Consider the following 18,949-nt stretch of genomic DNA (forward strand, 5'->3'; position numbering starts at 1 on the left):
AATAGCATCTATAAAAATGAAGAACCTACTTAAATTTTCTATCAAACAAAAGCATAGGGAATACCGAAAAAAGAGAAAACAAAGATTATTTGAAGGAAATGCTGTCCAATGCACCATTTGTAATGCGAAGTATAGGGAATTTGGGCCTTTTGGCAACAAAAACAGAAAAAATGCACAATGCCACAGTTGCGGCTCATTGGAACGGCACCGATTGGTTTGGGAATACATTCAGCAGAAAAACCTGATCAAAAAACCGATGAAGCTCCTTCACTTTGCACCGGAAAAGGTTTTCTATGATATTTTTTCGGAGATGGAAGGTATCTCATATTTTCCGTGCGATCTAAACCCGAAGATTTATAAATACGACGGAAAAACCGCAGTTATCAAAGCTGATATCACCAAGATTCCGTTCGAGGCCAATACGTTTGACTTTATTTTATGTAACCACGTCCTGGAACACATTCCCAACGATACACTTGCCATGTCGGAACTGTATAGGGTAATGAAGCCAAACGGTTTAGGAATATTTCAAGTTCCGATCGACTATAATCTGGAGAAAACGTATGAAGATTTTTCCATTACATCCAAAAAAGGAAGGCTGAAGGCGTATGGAAGGAAGGATCATGTTCGATGGTACGGCCAAGATTATAAATTGAGATTGGCAGATGCAGGTTTTGAAGTAATAGAGGATGATTATATTTCTTCCTTTACAAAAGAAGAGCAGTTTAAGTATGGGTTTGACAGTACCGAAAAAGTTTACCTGTGCCATAAGAAACCATTTGAAGTATAGCCTTATGAAAATTGATGTTTTTCCCATAATTAATCTAATACTAGGTTCCTGCACAAAAATTCTTAATAATCATTTTTCATCGCACAAATATTCCGTTTTAAGGAGTGAGACTAATAACTACTGTAATTCTAAAGAGCTGTTTTCAAATACAAAATTTGAATCTGATTTTATATGGCCTAACCTAATGGAGAAATATTTCTATTTAGAAACCGGTATCAAGGCTAATGAAAAATCCATTTATAAATTAATTTCATTCAAGGATAAACTGGGTGGCAACTATACTTGGCGCAAGATTAAATTGGTCCAAAACTATTTAAGTTTTGAGAAGAGTGATATCGAAATCAAAATAACAAAATTGGAAAAGCTTCAAAGCCTTATTGGCGTAATCCTAAGTCTTATGTTAGTTCTAACATCAATTTTTGGAGCTTCTTATTTCAGCCAATTTGAAATTCTTGAATTACGGGATATTTTAATATATGGTATGATAATTTCAGTCCCTTTTGGTGTAGGCTACTTTATTATTTCCCATGTAAACTCAATCATTATCGCTACACAAATGAATAAGAAGCTCAAAACTAAAATCCAATCTAAGAACTAGTTCTTAAAATATTTAAATTACTTAATATTCCTCAAATTGATTACCTCTTGCTCCGTTAAGTACCTCCAGTGTCCTCGTGGCAAATCTTTTTTGGTCAGGCCGGCGAAGACCACACGGTCCAATTTGGTCACATTATAGCCCAAATGCTCAAAGATACGGCGCACGATACGGTTTCGTCCGCTGTGGATTTCCACGCCCACCTCTCGCTTTGGTGCCCCTTGGATGTAACTCACGCTATCCACGGATATGGGCCCATCTTCCAGTTCCAGACCAGCCTCGATTTTATGGAGGTCGCCCAAACTTAGGTTATTGTCCAAATGCACGTGGTAAATCTTGCGTACGTTATGCTTGGGATGCGTCAGTTTTTTGGTAAGGTCCCCATCGTTGGTGAAGAGCAACAGACCTGTTGTGTTCCTGTCCAAACGGCCTACGGGCAACAGTCGGTTGTTCGATGCGCTCGAAATTAGCTCCATTACCGTGCGGCGCCCTTTTTCATCACTTGTAGTGGTAATAAAGTTCTTGGGCTTGTTCAAGAGAATGTACTCCTTTTTTTCCAAGCTGAGTCGTTTTCCATCAAAACGGACATCATCGGAACGTTTTACCTTGTAGCCCATCTCGGTGACCGGCTTTCCGTTAACAGTTACATTACCTGCTGCGATGTACGTGTCCGCTTCTCTTCGTGAGCAAATACCAGCATTGGCAATATATCGGTTCAAACGAATTTCATCGGGGTTGGACTTTGCCCGTGGGGCATCCTGTTTAGGTCTTGAAGAAAATTTCTTTTCAAAAGGCTTTTTTCTATCGTTTCCCTTGAAGCTTTTGGAAGGTCTTCTGCCTTTGTTGTTGTCTGATTTCGCCATCAGTCGAATTTTTTGCAAATGTAGTCTTTTTAATACCCCTAAGGTCTTCTCGAGGGGACAATTCTTTGTTCCATTGTTTCAAGAAAGAGAAGAACCTTACAGAATACGGTTCAGCACTACATCAACATCTATCAAAAGGATACTGAAAACCCCTGCAACGATAATAAACTTGATGATGTTGTGCAGCCATACGTAGTGTTTTTTGCCATTGGCCTTCCATAACAGTATCAGCAAAAGCACCAGAAGAACGATACAAGCAATAAAATAGAGGTACATGTATCCAACATCGAAAGTTTTGATTAGCAATAATGCGGGAACCAGCGTCAGTACGATCAAAAGGGAGATTATGGTCTTGGACACCTTGGGGCCGTAAATAATGGGTATGGTTTTATAGTTCTGTGCGATATCCCCCGGCATACTCTCCAAATCCTTGATCATTTCACGGGCCAGTATCAATAAAAACAAAAAGAGGGCATGCACAAAGATTACGGTCTGAAAATTCCAATAATAGACAAATACAACGAAAAACGGTGCAATGGCCAAAGTGGAAGATACCAGATTGCCCACCAGTGGTATGCGCTTTAGTTTATGGGAGTAGATCCAGATACCAAATATGTAGGCGGAGAAAAACAGTACTGCCCTAAAGGAAATATAACTTGCTGCAAAAACGGCCAAAAAGTTGAGGATAAAATAAGTGGTGAGCTTAAAACGCTGGCTCACCAAACGATCCAGCATACTTTTGGTGGGCTTGTTGATCAAATCCTTTTCCGCATCGTAAAAGTTGTTGATGATGTACCCACTTGCAATGGTAAGTGCCGAAGCGGTAACGATCAAAAATAGATTGAGATCAAGGATTACTGCCCGCAATGGAATATCGGGGGCCAATATATAAATGGACGCCAAGTACTGGGCCAGGGTTATCACCAAAATATTGTATCCTCGAACTACAGAAAACAGACTCAACAGCTTAAAAAGCAAGAGTTTGTTCTTTCTACTAAGCATGGGATTGTTTTTAGAAGTTGTACACTACTTCCAAAGTATGGCCTTCGAGGGCTTTTTTGGCCTTTTCCAAATCTTGGGTAAAGCCCAAAATGTATCCGCCACCACCCGATCCACAAAGTTTGAGGTAATAATCATTGGTTTCGATTCCTTTTTCCCAAAGTTGGTGGAACTTGGATGGAATCATCGGCTTAAAATGGTCAAAAACCACATGTGACAGTTGTTTGAGGTTTCCGAACAGCGATTTTACGTTGCCGTTCAAAAAATCCTCCACGCAAGCGTCAGTATGCTTTATAAATTGATTTTTTATCATTTTACGGAATCCTTCCTGCTTCATGTTTTCCATAAAAAGCTGCACCATGGGCGCGGTTTCCCCGGTCATTCCACTGTCCAACAAGAACACGGCACCTTTTCCTTCGGTATTTTGTGAAGGAATGCTGGTGGATTCAATGTTGTCCTTGGAGTTGATTAAAATGGGCAGGCTCAGATAACTGTTCAAGGGGTCCAACCCGGAGGATTTACCGTGAAAAAAGGATTCCATTTTGCCAAAAATCTTCTTCAGTTGAAGGAGTTTCTCTCGGGTAAGGTTTTCCAATACGGTGATTTTATCCGTAGCATAACGGTCGTAAATTGCAGCGACCAATGCACCACTGCTACCAATTCCGTAGCCTTGTGGAATGGAACTGTCAAAATACATTCCGTCCGCGACATCTTTTTCCAAGGCATCAATATCAAAAGAAACCAGACCTTCTTCCTTAATTTCAAGGACCTTGAGATACTCCGCAAAAGCCTTCAGGCTTTTATTGGAACGCTGGGCCATTTCGGAATCGTTCTTGTCCCATTTAAGGGCTCCTTTGAAAAAATTGTAGGGTATGGAAAGTCCTTTGGAGTCTTTGATGATACCGTACTCCCCGAACAATAGAATCTTGGAATAAAATAATGGACCTTTCATATGCTACTACTAAGATACAAACAAATTTTGTTTAAAGTTTGATAAATTTCGATAAACAAACCGAATTTATCTATAAAACCTGTTCTCAATGGTCTAAAATCTTGGCAAATAACGTAAAAAAACAGCTTAGCTGTTCATTTTTAACCGTTTATTTTGATGGCCCCTGTTCCTACCCCATCGTGGATATATTGTCCGTTTTCACAATGTACTGCCAGTTTCTCCTTGATAAAATTCCGTACTATTTCCTTTTCTGATGATGGGTACAGCAAATGTACGTTGGCACCCGCATCCAGCGTAAAACATACCGGTGTTTGCGTCGCCTCACGAAATTCCCAGATTTTATTGAGGATTTCCAAGGTATCGGGCTTCATCAACATAAAATAGGGCATGCTCGTCATCATCATGGCATGCAGGGTAAGTGCTTCGCTTTCCACTAGTTTGATGAACTCTTCCAAATCGCCACTTGCCAAAATAGGTTTTAGCTTATCCAGATTGTCAAATGCTTGTTGAAACCGGTTTTGAGCATACGGATGACCATGCATCAATTGATGCCCTACTGTGCTGCTTACTTGTTTTTGACCTTTGTGTACCAACAAAATGGTATCGCAATAACTTTTAAAAACGGGATTCACTTCAAACGGATATGCAATACCGTACAAATCCGAACTGTCCGGAATATTGGCGTGATTTCCCCACTGCACAAGACTCCCTTTGATACTTCGGCAGGCACTTCCGGAGCCCAATCGGGCCAAATAGGATGCTTTTGCATGAAAAACATTTTCTTCCATGGAAGGAAACAGTTGTTTTTCAATATCCATGAAGCATAGAGATAGTGCCGCCATGCCACTCGCAGAGGATGCAATTCCACTACTGTGCGGAAAGGAATTAGACGTTTCAATGGTGAAATGGTACTCCTTCAAAAAAGGCAGATACATCTCGATCCGTTCCAAAAAAGTTTGGATTTTGGGTTTAAAATCCTCCTTGGACCTTCCCTCAAAAAATAGATCAAAAGAAAAATTATCCTTATTCTCCTTTTTTTCAAAGGAAACGGAGGTAGTGGTAGCACAGGTATCCAAAGTGAAGCTAATGGAAGGGTTGGCCGGAACCTGAACGGGCCTCTTTCCCCAGTATTTTACCAAAGCGATATTGCTGGGCGCTTTCCAAGTCACTTTGCCACTATCTGGCAAATTTTCATAGGCGCCGGGCAAAAAATCTTTTTCCGTCATTGGAATGGATTGTTTCAACAAATATAAGCAGCGGCAAACTTACTGGAAATCGGATACAAATAAATTCTTATTTTAGTCGAAGTTGCGCCAACCATGAAAAAAAGAATCGTTTACATAACAGTAAGTGTTTTGGTCTGCCTTGCCATTGGTTTTTTATCCAGCATTGCGACCCAAAGTTCCGTGAACGATTGGTACGTTACACTCAACAAACCTTCGTTTACGCCCCCCAACTATCTATTTGCACCGGTATGGACAGCATTGTACATTATGATGGGCGTTGCCGCGGGCATCGTTTGGTCCAAAGGCTACCATCATATTTGGGTCAAGACAGCGCTGTACCATTTTGTGTTCCAACTATTATTGAATGCCCTCTGGAGCATTGTTTTCTTCGGACTTAAAAATCCATTGGGTGGAATGATCGTGATCTTGGCCTTGTTGACGATGATCATACTTACCATAAAATGGTTCAAGGTAATCAGCAAACCCGCCGCACTTTTAATGATTCCCTATGTTTTATGGGTCGCCTTTGCCTCAGCGCTCAACTATAAGATTTGGGAACTTAATTCCTAGTCCGACACCATCTCCAGCAATTTCAACATCGTTTTTTGATTTCGGGTGGTGGCCGGTGTACCCAGTTTTTTTTCGATAAGATTGTTGTTGAGCTTTGCATTGCCGTAGCCATTTTTGCAATAGAGGTACACACAGGAATCCGTGATATGAAAACCTTCTTTTTCAAACTGAAGTTGATTGAACTGCTTGACCAATTCATCTTTTATAGAAGTTTTCAGCAAAACGTAGTACAATTTGTTTTCCTCTTCTTCTGAAAAAGGATTGGCTTTTAATATCCGTTCAATATCTTCACCCTGAATCACCAAGGTCGGCACCTCAAATCCAAACTGCTTTTGAATGGCCGTTGTGATGATTTCCTCGATTTGATTCCTTTCATCCAGATCAGTATCAAAAACAATATTGCCGCTTTGGATATAGGTTTTTACATTTTTCAGGTCGGTTTGTTCCAAAACATCCCTCAAATCGGCCATTTTTATCTTTTTTTGACCGCTTACATTGATTCCCCTCAGCAACGCTATATATGTTTTCCCCATAATGATAGATTCCAAACCCGGATTAATTTTAGTAAATTCAAACGCACTTAAATTAACAAAATGAATCAATATATCCTTGCCCTGGACCAAGGCACCACCAGTTCGCGTGCCGTGGTCTTTGATCAAAAGGGGGCCATTATCTCCGTAGCTCAAAAGGAATTCACGCAAATATTTCCCAAACCAGGATGGGTAGAACACGACCCGGACGAAATATGGTCCACCCAAGCCGGAATGGCGGCCGAGGCCGTGAGCAAAAAAGGGTTGAAGGCAGCCCAAATGGCCGCCATCGGCATTACCAACCAGCGGGAAACCGTGGTGGTTTGGGACAAGAACACAAGCCAGCCAATTTACAATGCCATTGTTTGGCAAGACAAGCGTACTTCTGATTATTGCGATGAACTAAAGAAAGCGGGCAAGTCCGATATGATCCGTGAAAAAACCGGATTGGTCATCGATTCCTATTTTTCAGGCACCAAGGTAAAATGGATTTTGGACCATGTGGACGGTGCGCGGGAAAAAGCCGAAGCCGGCGATTTAATTATGGGAACCATAGATTCGTGGCTCATTTGGAAAATGACGGATGGGGGGCTTCACATAACCGATGTGACCAATGCCTGCCGATCCATGCTGTTCAACATCAACACCATGGATTGGGACGACGAGCTCTTGGAACTGTTGACAATCCCGAAAAGCATGCTCCCAGAGGTGAAGCAATCCAGCGAAGTTTATGGGCATACGACACCCAACCTATTTGCTACTCCAATTCCGATTGCAGGAATTGCAGGCGATCAACAAGCCGCTCTTTTTGGACAAATGTGCACCAAAAAGGGAATGGTTAAAAACACATATGGCACAGGCTGTTTTATGTTGATGAACATTGGGAAAAAACCAATTGTTTCCAAGAACAACCTGCTCACTACGGTCGCTTGGAAAATTAATGGAGAAACCCATTATGCCCTCGAAGGAAGTATTTTTATTGCCGGTGCGGTGGTTCAATGGCTGCGCGACAGCCTCAACATCATAAAAACATCTTCTGAAGTGGAACGGCTTGCCAGTTCCGTGGAGAGCTCCGAAGGCGTAGTTTTTGTCCCGGCATTTGCTGGTTTGGGAGCACCCCATTGGAATCAAAAGGCCCAAGGAACCATTTTTGGACTTACCCGCGGTAGCACGGATGCCCATATAGCACGTGCCGCTTTGGATTCCATCGCTTACCAGACCATGGACATACTCAAGGCCATGGAGGCCGATTCTGGAATTTCCATCAAAGAGTTGCGCGTAGATGGCGGGGCCACTGTCAACGATATGTTGATGCAATTTCAGGCCGATGTACTGAATACCACTACCGTACGTCCTAAGATAGTGGAAACCACGGTGATGGGAGCTGCTTATTTGGCGGGGCTTGCTGTTGGGTACTGGGAAAGTCCGGAAGAAATCCAGGATATTTGGCAGACCGACGTTCATTTTAACCCGACCAAGGAGCGTAAAGCCATAGATAAAGGCATCAAAGGTTGGTACAAGGCCATAAAGGCATTGGAGTTCTGGACCGAAAACCCTTAATTTTTAGAAATGATAAACACTAACATTCCCTGTATATGACTCCCTTTATAGCTGAAATTGTAGGCACCTTTTTATTGATGGTCCTTGGATGTGGCGTAAATGCCAACGTATCCCTACAAAAAACTTATGGAAATGGCTCTGGCTGGATGGTAATTACCACGGGGTGGGCGTTTGCCGTATATACCGGGGTTGTGGTTGCAGGGCCTTATAGCGGAGCCCATATTAATCCGGCGGTGACGGTTGGACTGGCCGCTGCAGGTGAATTTCCCTGGAACCAAGTTCCCAATTATATTTTGGCACAGTTTATCGGGGCCATGTTCGCCGCATTTTGTGTATGGCTCGCAAACAAGGACCATTTCGATGCTACGGAGGATGGTGGCGCCAAAAGAGGTGTTTTTTGTACCGCTCCCGCCATTCCCAATACATTCATCAATCTTTTTTCCGAGGTATTGGGTACGTTCGTTCTGGTTTTTTCCGTGCTTTATTTTACGGACGCCGTACTATCAACCGAGGATGCCATCATTGGATTAGGCTCATTGGGAGCTTTGCCCGTAGCCTTAATTGTTTGGGGCATCGGTCTGTCCTTGGGCGGCACTACGGGTTATGCCATTAATCCGGCCAGGGATTTGGGGCCACGTATTGTCCATGCATTATTGCCGTTAAAAAACAAAGGGGACAACGGTTGGAGCTACGCATGGATACCGGTAGTTGGGCCTATTTTAGGTGGGGTCTTGGCGGCATGGATTTCCATGCTCTTACAATAATTCCTTTAGGAAACAATGGCCTGGGCTGCTATATATGCACCCGTCCATGCATTCTGAAAGTTGAATCCGCCCGTAATGGCATCAACATTTATGATCTCGCCGGCAAAATATAAATTGGGCTGCTTTTTGCTTTCAAAGGTCTTAAAATTGATTTCCTTTAGATCCACTCCGCCAGCAGTGACAAATTCCTCCTTGAAAGTGCTTTTGCCCTCTACTTTGAAAGTTGATGCGGTCAATTGTTCCGCCAATTCCTGTAGTTGTTCTTTGTTCAAATCCGCCCAGCGTACCTCGGGGCCTATTTGGGCCGCCTCGACCAAACGCTTCCACAACCTTTTTGGCAATTCGGTAACATTGGTCCGTACAACGGTTTTTTTTGCTTCGACTTCTCTTAATTCCTTTAAATATGCTTCCATGGACTCGGTGCTATATTCGGGAAGCCAATTCACTTTTATTTTGAAGGAGTAATTATAATCGTGCAGGATGTTGGCTCCCCAAGCGGATAGTTTCAAAATGGCCGGACCGCTCAAACCCCAATGTGTTATCAAAAGTGGACCATCTGCATAGAGTATGGCTTCGTCCTTCACTTTGCTTTTGAGGTTCAGCGTGCTTTTATTGGTATGGAAGGTTTTCTTGGGCAACACCTCCACCGTCGCATCTGTGCTGATGCCCTGTATTCCATGAATGCGTTCATCATTGATGTTGAAGGTGAAGAGGGAGGGAACGGGTGACACGATTTGATGCCCCAATTTCTCCAATTGTTTCCAGATTTTAGGATTGCTTCCGGTCGTGAGCAATAGTTTTTTTGCTTGATAGTGCTTATTCATTGTTGTGACCTGCCATGCATCCCCGATTTTCTCAATATTCTTGACCGCACTATTCTTTAAAACCTGCACTCCCAAACGGTCCGCTTCGCCCTCCAAACAGTCAACAATACTTTGGGAAGAATCACTTTTTGGAAATACACGGCCATCTTCCTCAATTTTTAAGGGGACTCCCCTTTCTTCAAAAAAGGACATAACATCCATTGGGGCGTGGGTATGAAATGGACCCAGAAGTTCCTTTTCGCCCCTTGGATAATTGGTGGTCAACTCTTTGGGCAAAAACTCCCCATGGGTCACATTGCAGCGACCTCCACCGGAAACCTTGACTTTGGAAAGTACGGTCTTGCCCCTTTCAAAAATGGCAATATTCAAATTGGGCGAAAGTTCCGCTATTTGAACCGCCGCATAAAATCCTGCTGCACCACCTCCTACAATTATAACATCGAACATTATTTGACACGTTCCGGGTAGTTGGTGATGATACCGTCCACCCCAAATTCAATCATTTTTTGAATGTCTTCCGGCTCGTTTACCGTCCAAGTGTACACTTTAAGTCCTTCCTTTTGAATCTTTTCGGTGCTTTCTTTGGTCAATGCCTTAAAATGAGGGTTAATGGCTGCTGCATTGAGTTCTTTGGCAACTGGAATTGCTTTTAGCGGGTCTTCTTCCGTCAACACCGCGATTTTAGTATCCTTGTTTATCTTCCTAAACTTTTTGAGCTCATCCCATTTAAAACTGGAAATTATAAAGTTCTCTCGGCTCCAACCTTGGTTGTCCACATAGTAGTTCACAATTTGATTGACCTTATCTGCCGTATTGCTGCCTTTAAGTTCTATATTCAGGGCGACCTGATTGTTTATTAGTTTCAATACATCTTGGAGCATGGGAATCTTATGGCCACCATCCAAAACAAGCTGTTTTAACTCAACTATGTTGTAATCTTCAATATTTCCACCGGAATTGGCGAGACGATCTACTGTTTCATCATGAAAAACGACTATCTCTCCGCTTTTTATTTTGAATACATCTATCTCGATCATATCCACTCCCAAATCCATGGCTTTTTGTATCGATGCAAGGGTGTTCTCGGTTTCGTGGCCCATTGCTCCCCTGTGGCCGATTACCAATGGTTTTGATTTTGTCATTTCGCAACTAGTTAAAAGCAGAACAGCTACAAGAGCCATAAGTACATTTTTCTTCATTTTGGTTGGGTTTTGAAGGCTAAAAATACGATTTGCAAATGAAAAAACACTTGGAATTTATGTTTTTGGCATTAGGGCTCAATTCTAAAAATATAGGATTGAAGAGGCTCCAATTCCACCTGAATCTGCCCTTGTCCGTTGGTTACGGTCATGCTTTTTTTCACGCTTTCGTAAAGTGTTTCGGTCAATGGATGGTTCCCGTCAGCCAAATTCCATTTGGCAATTACATCTTCGGGAACCTTAAGGTTTAGGGAATAGTTCTTATGTGCATCAAAATTGGAGAGCACTATGAGTTTCTCATTGGGCGACCATCTAACGTAACAGATTACCCGGTGATCATATCCTTCCGTATTTTCCTTATTATAAAAGTGTATCTCTTGGTATTCGCCCATCAGCGCTTCACTGCCAATGGTAAAGTTTAGAAGGCGTTTGTAAAAATCCCTGAGTTCTTTCTCCTCTTCGGATAATTGACCTCCATCAAACTTTTTATTGTTGACCCATCTTTGATGGTGCGGGACTCCGACATAATCAAAAATCGAGGTCCGGGAGGGTTTGCCGAACCCAGCGTTTTCTGCCGCAGGCTCTCCAACTTCTTGTCCAAAGTAAATCATGGTAGGCGATGTACTTATGGTTGCGGAAACAACCATGGCAGGTTTTCCCAATTGGGCATTGCCCACAAAGTCCGGACTTGCGATGCGCTGTTCGTCGTGGTTTTCCAAAAAGTGTAGCATATGGTGCTCTATATCGGCCATTCCTTGTTGAACTACGGGGATGTGATCGGTCCATCCGTAGCCTTTCATGATATGCTTGATGCTGTCGTAGAGCTCTACCTTATCATATAAATAATCCATTTTGCCCAAGTGAATATAATCTCGGTATAGCTCGGGATTGTAGACCTCGGCCAACAAAAAAGCGTTGGAATTTTTCATTTTGATGCTGGAATTGAGATAGCTCCAAAATTCCACGGGTACCATTTCGGCCATATCAAAACGAAAGCCATCTACCCCAAAATCCAACCAATGTTGGGCAATATCGTTAAACTTGCGCCATGAATCCGGAATCGTCCGGTTCTCCCAAAACCGGTAGTGGTCCTTGTAGTTCTTGTTACGGTATTCCTCTGGCAACTCGGCAAAATCCTTTGTACCGTCCGGCCGTATACCGTAATTTATTTTTACGGTTTCGTACCAATCGTTAAAGTGCGGTTGCGCCAATCGGGAACCGTTTCCTGTCCATTTGGCGGGGTTTTCTTCAAATTTTGAATCCGTCAACCTATTTTCTTCACCGCCCAAAGGCAGATATCCATCTTGCCATTCTGGAACTTTAAAGGCCTGATCGGGGATGTAGTAGAAATTGTTGTTTACATCGTATGCTTTGGATGTATCATCGGAAGCCCCAAAATCTTCTACATTTTTAGGGTTGGTGATGCTTTCATACTTTCTGGCCACATGATTGGGAACAATATCGATAATTACTTTTAAACCTGCCTTGTGGGTTCGTTCGATCAATGCTTTGAACTCTTCCAAGCGTTTTGCAGGGTCTATGGCCAAATCTGGGTTTACATTATAATAATCTTTGACGGCGTAGGGGGAACCCGCTCTTCCTTTTACCACATCTGGATCATCATTGGAAATTCCGTAGGCCGTGTAGTCGTTGATCACCGCATGATGGGGGACTCCGGTATACCAAATATGCGTAATACCCAAGTTCTTGATCTCAGCCAAAGCCTTGTCTGAAAAGTCGGCAAACTTGCCAACCCCATTTTCTTGTATGGTGCCCCAAGGTTTGTTGGTCGTATTGGTGTTACCGAACAAACGGGTAAATACCTGATAGACTACTTCTTTATTTTTCATGGGTTGTTGGTTGGACTTGTGGTTGGTATGATCGTTGCACGAAGATAGCACGACAATAACAATCGGTAAAATCAAGGTTCGGATTGTTTTCATACCACTATAATAAGGTTGGGTATAGATCAATGTGCTATTGAATCCCTGATGACCAAGGTGGGTTCCAATATTTTGGTCTGATAGGTTTCTTCTTCGGCTTCGCTTTCCACCTTATCGATCAACATTTTTGCGGATACTTCTCCCATTTTTTCCCCATGTTGGGCCACTACCGTAAGGCTGGGATTGGCATACTTGGACAAAACACCATCGGTAAAACCGATAAAGGAGATATCCTCTGGAATTTTCAATCCCTTTTCTTGGACCAATCGCATGCTGTAGACCGCAAAGATTTCATTAACGCATAAAACGGCATCGGGCGTCTTTTGGTTCAAAAATGCTTTAATGGCTATCTCGTCCATTTCCATGGAGGGCATTTTTAATATAAGGGATTCATCGACCCCTATCGGGCTTTCTGCAAGGGCCTTTTTATACCCTTTGCTCCTGGCCTTGCTTACACTTAAATAGTCATCGGTGGTGATAAGGGCAATTTTCTTTTTCCCTTGTTCTATAAACTTTTTGGTCGCTTGGTATGCTCCCAGTTCATCGTCTATAATTACCTTATCACATTCCACCTCGTGGGTAATCCTGTCAAAAAGCACCACGGGGATACCTTGTTCGGTAACTTCCTTTAAATGGTTATAGTCGCCTTTTTGTTGGGTTTCGGAAGCAAGGGACATAATAAAACCGTCGATACTACCATTGGCCAGCATCTCCATATTAATCACTTCTTTGTCAAAGGACTCTTCGGATAGGCAAACGATTACGTTGTAACCTCGGGCGTTTGCATATTTTTCAATGCCGCGGATCACGGTGGTAAAAAAGTGGTGCACAATATCCGGTATCACGACACCGATGTTCTTGGTCCTCTTGTTCTTAAGGCTTATCGCTATATTATTGGGTTTGTAATTGTATAGCTTGGCAAAAGCTTGGACCTTTTCTTTGGTGTCCCTACTGATCTCTTCACTGTTCTTGAGCGCTTTGGAAACTGTGGAAATGGAAACCTCAAGCTCTCGGGCAATATCCTTTAAAGTGATCTTGGCTTTCAATGATGTCTTTTTTGTGGTAAACTAATTCAGAATTGAAAATTACTTAATAATCATATAAAGGCCTGCACAACTCTCGCTTTTTTAACAATTAGGGAACAACGCTTTTCCAATATGGCTATCCGAAATTTACCGATTAAAAATTAAATTTTTTTATTCGTGGGGTTATTACTAAATTCACAATTCCCACCAACATATTTACGGATTAAGCAAATAAGTCTGTTTAAATTTGTGAAAAATACACTTGTTAAAGTTATTAACACGAAACCGTTTTCGCTACATTTTGCGATATGCTTAAATTTTGATTAACAATTTTTTTATATATGTTTAACACTTGAATTAAGATTAACTAAACTTAAAATTAATTATTTATGAAGATTACGCTACTAAGGAGCTTTTTGATGCTCGGGGCATTTCTGTGCTTTGGGTTGGTTAAAGCCCAAACAGTATCAGGTACCGTTTCAGATGCGAACGGACCTTTGCCAGGGGCAAGCGTATTGGTAAAAGGTACTACCAACGGTACGCAGACTGATTTTGATGGTAATTTCACTTTAAACGATGTTGCTTCCGGAGCAACCTTGGTTTTTAGCTACATCGGTTACAAGACCCAAGAAATCGCCGTCAATGGACAATCCACTATTAATGTTACCTTGGCAGAAGATGCCCAGGCATTGGACGAAGTCGTGATCATAGGTTACGGCCAGACTACGGTTGAGGATGCCACTGGTGCCGTTGCCGTTGTGAATTCCGAAGATTTCAACCAAGGCGTTATTTCTTCACCAGAACAGCTGATACAAGGTAAAACCGCAGGTGTTCAGATTACACAGAGCAGCGGTGAGCCTGGTGCCGGAATCAATGTAAGAATTAGGGGTACAAGTTCGGTACGTTCCAACAACAACCCGCTTTTTGTGGTTGATGGAATGCCACTTACCGGACAAGACACATCAGCAGGAGGGGCTGACGTAGGTACTGGAACAAGTTCCTCCAAAAACCCGCTGAGCTTTCTTAATCCAAATGATATCGAGAGCATCAGTATTCTTAAGGACGCATCGGCCACAGCAATCTATGGATCCCGTGGTGCAAATGGTGTTGTAATCATTACCACTAAAAGTGGTAAGACTGGTCAAGGAAGATTCGAATTCACCTCAAACCTCAGTTATTCCACACCGGCCAAAAGATTTAATCTTTTGGATCGTAATGAATTCTTAACTGCACTTCCGGAATATGGTGGTGATCCCAATGCCCTTGATTTTGGCTCCAATACCGATTGGCAAGAGATAATTTTAAGAAGCACAGCCTCTCAAAACCAAAACCTGTCCTATTCCAAAAACTACGGTAGCGGAAACGTTCGTGCCTCTTTTGGATATGGAAAGCAATTTGGCGTTGTTGAAGGTTATGCGCAAGAAAGATTGACCGGAAGAATTAACGCTTCCCAAAGATTTTTCGATAATAAACTGAAAATTGATGCCAGCCTTACCGTATCAAGAATCAATGATGATGGAGGTGCCATCAGTAATAACTCCGGTTCCACAGGAGATTTATTGGGTGCTGCTTACTTTGCCAACCCCACTTGGCCTGCAAGAACCAGTTTTACAACGGGAGGTAGTGAAATCAACCCGCTTCAATTACTGAACTATTATGACGATGTTACCCATACCGATAGATTCTTGGGCAACGTTTCGGCAGAATATAGCCTTACCGATGAGTTGAAGGCAAAAGTGGCTGTAGGTTATGATGATTCAAGTTCTGAAAAATATCAGGTACAGTCTTCATTGTCCACTGGTATTGGAAATGCTCCCGGGCAAGGACAAGGTGCTCTCAGCACAGTTGATGTGACCGGTAAATTACTGGATCTTACATTGACTTATGATAAGGATTTTGATAATTCTCATTTGACCGCATTGGTAGGTTATTCCTTCCAAAGCTATCAAAGAGCCGGTAAGAATATTTCCGGACTGGGCTTTAGTTCCAGTGACCTTAATCAAATGATTTCAGATTTGGAAACGGCAACATCCGTGATTGAAAGTCAACTTCCTGGTGAATACCAACAATTTGGATACAACGATTCTGGAACATTCGTAAACCGCTTGTTTGTGGATGAGCCTGGAACTTTTGATGTGGACAGCCCAAGCGGAGTTCCAATAAGTGCGGTTGCAGGGGATTATTTCGATTCAACAGATGAGCTTCAATCCTTCTTTGGTAGAGCTGAATACGCTATTGCCAACAAGTACATTGTTACAGGTACGTTGAGGGTTGATGGTTCTTCCAGATTTGGTCCCAACAATCAATATGGTTACTTCCCTTCCGGTGCTTTTGCTTGGAAATTGAGCGAAGAGGACTTTATCGGGGATACTTTCTCAACCTTAAAACTTAGGTTGGGTTACGGTATCACAGGTAACCAAGAAGGTTTAGGATATGGTAACTTTACAGTTAGACAACGTTTCGCAGGAATTGGAATCGATCAGAACCAGAATATCAACGCGCCTGGTCTTGCAATTCAATCTTTCACCAATGATGATTTGAAATGGGAGGAAACTGCACAGGCAAACATTGGACTGGACTTTGGAATCGACAATAACAGATTTTCCGGTACTTTGGACTTCTACCATAAAACAACCAATGACTTACTGCTTCAACAAGAAGCTGCACAACCTTCACCCCAACCATTCTACTTCGGTAACTTAGATGCAAGGGTAATCAATAAAGGGGTCGAACTTTCAATGAACTACGACATCATACAAATGGAGGATGCGAACTGGAACCTTGGTTTCAACGTAGCGTACAACGACAACATGGTCGAAGATTTCGATGGTCAAATTCAAACTGGTGAAATAAACGGTAATGGATTAACAGGTGCTTTTGCGCAATTATTGGCCGGCGGACAACCTTTGTTCTCCTACTATTTGAGAGAATTCGGAGGGTTTGACGAAAATGGTATCTCTGTTTATCCAAATGGTGATATTCAAGAATTCGTTGGAAAAAGTGCATTGCCAAAAGTTAACTTGGGTATCAGCACAAGCGCTTCCTATAAAAACTGGGATTTCAATGCGTTTTTGGCAGGGCAATACGGTTTCTACGTATATAACAATACTCAAAATGCCTACTTCACTGCTGGTATTATCGGAGTGGGTAAAAATGTTACACAGAATGTGCTGACCAATGGTGAATCCAATGCCAATGCCGCTGATGTATCTACCAGATTCTTGGAAAAAGGAGATTTCCTAAGGTTGCAGAACGCTTCCTTGAGCTACAATGTTCCATTGAGCGGTGATGGAGCTTTACAAAGCTTGCGTTTGTCCTTAATTGGCCAAAACTTGTTTATCATTACCGATTACTCAGGTCTTGATCCAGAGGTGAACGTACCAAAGTCTTTGAACAACATTCCATCTTTGGGAATCGATTATACCGCCTTCCCAAGGGCTAGAACAGTTACATTAGGTATTAGTGCAACTTTTTAAAAAATAATTCTATGAAAGCTATTAAACTAAATAAAATTTACCTCTGGACAATCTCGCTCCTTGTGTTGGGTTGTACAGATTTGGAAATCGAACAAACAGATTCCATTTTTACCGACTTAAGTGGTGAATTTACAGGAGTGCAACCTGGAGCCAGTCTTACCGCTCTTTACAATTCAGTGCGTGGTCAAACAGAGAGTCAGGAAAATCTATACGCATTGACCGAAGTAAGTACCGATGAATTTGTAGTTCCTACACGTGGCACAGATTGGGGGGACAACGGTGTATGGAGGACTCTTCATTCCCACACTTGGAGTACAACACACCAACGTGTCAAAAACACATGGAACGATCAAAACAGTAATGTTTACAATGCGACTACCATTATTGATAGCCGTAGTAACCCAACTCCTCAGCAAGCTGCTGAAGCCAAATTTTTAAGGGCTTACAGCATGTTCTGGTTAATAGATTTATTTGGTCAGGTTCCCTTTAGGACCCCGGATGAAGGTCCAGATGTAAACCCTATGGTAATGACAAGGGCAGAGGCTTTTGATTTTGCCGTTAAAGATCTTACAGAGGCTATTCCAGATCTTCCGTCCATTGGGCCAAGCGAAGACTTGGTTAGAGCGTCCAAAGCCGCTGGAATGATTCTTTTGGCCAAACTTTATCTGAACAAACACATTTACACCGGTACCGGAACTGCAGATCCATCCGATATGCAACAGGTTATTGATTTGGTGGATGATATTGCCGCTGAAGGTTTCGATCTTCAAGAAGGGTATTTCGAATTGTTCACCTCCGATGTGGATACAGAAACCATATATTTTACAACCTCTAGCGTAGGTAACAACATCTGGAACACATTGCACTACAACCAAATTGTACCCGATCAAGCTGGTGGCTGGAATGGTTTTACCACTATTGCAGAATTCTACGACCTGTTCGAGGGAGATCCCAACATTAACACTCCAGGCTCTGGTCAGGAAGAGCGTCGAGGATTTGTTCCAACAGATGGTACCAACTTTGGTATAGGTAATGGTTTCTTGATAGGGCAACAGTATGACGCCAGCGGAAACCCTTACAAAGACAGAACAGGTGCTCCGCTGGTGTTCACAAAGGAGCTTCCCGGACTATTGGGTAACAACGAGAGAACAGGTATTAGGGTGATCAAGTACAATCCTGCTAACGGGGCGTTCGCCAACCATAAAATCGTTTTCCGTTATGCAGATGCATATTTAATGAAGGCCGAAGCTATGTTGCGTAGTGGAGGTGACCCAACTGCGATGGTAAATACCCTAAGAACTCTAAGAGGTGCTTCTCCCCTAGGAAGCGTTACAGAACAGGACATACTCGATGAGAGAGGTAGAGAACTTTATGGTGAGCAATGGAGAAGAAACGACCTTATTCGTTTTGGCCAATTTACTTCACCATGGTCGTATAAAGAAGTTTCTGGTGACGAGACCAAAAACTTGTTCCCAATTCCTGCAACTGCGATTATCTCTAACCCCAACTTGGTACAGAACCCTGGGTATTAATAGTTCAAAGTTTAAGCTGTTTAAATATAAAGACCACCAATTTGGTGGTCTTTTTCTTTTGAGTCCATATACATTAATCGAACATTAATATATTCTTAGTT

General features: G+C 42.4%; 16 protein-coding genes. 7 read left to right on the top strand and 9 right to left on the bottom strand.

The genetic code is table 11. From position 1 onward, the window contains the following. The first annotated feature begins 16 nt into the window (after positions 1-16). Positions 17-790, top strand: coding sequence for a class I SAM-dependent methyltransferase (locus SD449_RS10525; RefSeq protein ID WP_318310506.1), 774 nt, complete (start codon positions 17-19; stop codon positions 788-790). Positions 791-974: 184 nt separating this feature from the next. Then, positions 975-1,388 (top strand): hypothetical protein, encoded by a 414-nt coding sequence (locus SD449_RS10530; RefSeq protein WP_318310507.1) that lies wholly within the window; start codon positions 975-977, stop codon positions 1,386-1,388. A gap of 17 nt (positions 1,389-1,405) precedes the next feature. Here SD449_RS10530 and SD449_RS10535 read toward each other — a convergent pair whose 3' ends face one another. The 4 genes from SD449_RS10535 to SD449_RS10550 all read right to left on the bottom strand — a co-directional run bounded on the left by SD449_RS10535 (position 1,406) and on the right by SD449_RS10550 (position 5,425). Next, complete coding sequence (locus SD449_RS10535) at positions 1,406-2,248, bottom strand: pseudouridine synthase (RefSeq protein WP_318310508.1); 843 nt, start codon at positions 2,246-2,248, stop codon at positions 1,406-1,408. Positions 2,249-2,344: 96 nt separating this feature from the next. Beyond that, positions 2,345-3,250: a geranylgeranylglycerol-phosphate geranylgeranyltransferase gene (locus tag SD449_RS10540; RefSeq protein WP_318310509.1), complete on the bottom strand. Its 906-nt coding sequence runs from the start codon at positions 3,248-3,250 to the stop codon at positions 2,345-2,347. A gap of 10 nt (positions 3,251-3,260) precedes the next feature. Beyond that, positions 3,261-4,199: a mevalonate kinase family protein gene (locus tag SD449_RS10545; RefSeq protein WP_318310510.1), complete on the bottom strand. Its 939-nt coding sequence runs from the start codon at positions 4,197-4,199 to the stop codon at positions 3,261-3,263. Positions 4,200-4,339: 140 nt separating this feature from the next. After that, positions 4,340-5,425, bottom strand: a complete 1,086-nt coding sequence (locus SD449_RS10550; RefSeq protein WP_318310511.1) for a diphosphomevalonate/mevalonate 3,5-bisphosphate decarboxylase family protein — start codon at positions 5,423-5,425, stop codon at positions 4,340-4,342. 93 nt (positions 5,426-5,518) lie between these two features. Between SD449_RS10550 and SD449_RS10555 the strand changes: the two genes are divergently transcribed. After that, complete coding sequence (locus SD449_RS10555; protein WP_318310512.1) at positions 5,519-5,995, top strand: TspO/MBR family protein; 477 nt, start codon at positions 5,519-5,521, stop codon at positions 5,993-5,995. On the opposite strand, the gene SD449_RS10560 is transcribed toward SD449_RS10555, so the two are convergent. Further along, complete coding sequence (locus tag SD449_RS10560; protein WP_318310513.1) at positions 5,992-6,528, bottom strand: DUF1697 domain-containing protein; 537 nt, start codon at positions 6,526-6,528, stop codon at positions 5,992-5,994. The two genes, SD449_RS10555 and SD449_RS10560, sit on opposite strands and share 4 nt — an antisense overlap. A gap of 60 nt (positions 6,529-6,588) precedes the next feature. On the opposite strand from SD449_RS10560, the gene glpK reads away from it, so the two are divergent. Next, positions 6,589-8,085, top strand: coding sequence for a glycerol kinase GlpK (gene glpK, locus SD449_RS10565; protein ID WP_318310514.1), 1,497 nt, complete (start codon positions 6,589-6,591; stop codon positions 8,083-8,085). 35 nt (positions 8,086-8,120) lie between these two features. After that, the gene (locus tag SD449_RS10570; protein ID WP_318310515.1) at positions 8,121-8,849 is read left to right on the top strand and encodes an MIP/aquaporin family protein; all 729 of its coding nucleotides are present in this window, start codon (positions 8,121-8,123) and stop codon (positions 8,847-8,849) included. Positions 8,850-8,854: 5 nt separating this feature from the next. On the opposite strand, the gene SD449_RS10575 is transcribed toward SD449_RS10570, so the two are convergent. The 4 genes from SD449_RS10575 to SD449_RS10590 form a co-directional block, all read right to left on the bottom strand. Continuing rightward, the gene (locus SD449_RS10575) at positions 8,855-10,120 is read right to left on the bottom strand and encodes a BaiN/RdsA family NAD(P)/FAD-dependent oxidoreductase (RefSeq protein WP_318310516.1); all 1,266 of its coding nucleotides are present in this window, start codon (positions 10,118-10,120) and stop codon (positions 8,855-8,857) included. Beyond that, positions 10,120-10,815 (bottom strand): glycerophosphodiester phosphodiesterase, encoded by a 696-nt coding sequence (locus tag SD449_RS10580; RefSeq protein ID WP_318310517.1) that lies wholly within the window; start codon positions 10,813-10,815, stop codon positions 10,120-10,122. The genes SD449_RS10575 and SD449_RS10580 overlap by 1 nt, the downstream gene beginning before the upstream one ends. Before the next feature lie 128 nt (positions 10,816-10,943). After that, positions 10,944-12,815, bottom strand: coding sequence for an alpha-amylase family protein (locus SD449_RS10585; protein WP_318310518.1), 1,872 nt, complete (start codon positions 12,813-12,815; stop codon positions 10,944-10,946). A gap of 26 nt (positions 12,816-12,841) precedes the next feature. Then, positions 12,842-13,861 carry a LacI family DNA-binding transcriptional regulator gene (locus SD449_RS10590; protein ID WP_318310519.1) on the bottom strand — a complete coding sequence of 340 codons (1,020 nt, stop codon included), beginning with the start codon at positions 13,859-13,861 and terminating at the stop codon, positions 12,842-12,844. Between the two features lie 368 nt (positions 13,862-14,229). Between SD449_RS10590 and SD449_RS10595 the strand changes: the two genes are divergently transcribed. Together SD449_RS10595 and SD449_RS10600 are read left to right on the top strand one after the other, a co-directional pair. Beyond that, entirely contained in the window at positions 14,230-17,316 is a 3,087-nt protein-coding gene (locus SD449_RS10595) for a SusC/RagA family TonB-linked outer membrane protein (protein WP_318310520.1), read from the top strand. 11 nt (positions 17,317-17,327) lie between these two features. Beyond that, positions 17,328-18,848 (top strand): RagB/SusD family nutrient uptake outer membrane protein, encoded by a 1,521-nt coding sequence (locus SD449_RS10600; RefSeq protein WP_318310521.1) that lies wholly within the window; start codon positions 17,328-17,330, stop codon positions 18,846-18,848. The last annotated feature ends 101 nt before the right edge of the window (positions 18,849-18,949 follow it).

Source organism: Flagellimonas crocea (genome assembly GCF_033441595.1).
Lineage (GTDB): Bacteria > Bacteroidota > Bacteroidia > Flavobacteriales > Flavobacteriaceae > Flagellimonas > Flagellimonas crocea.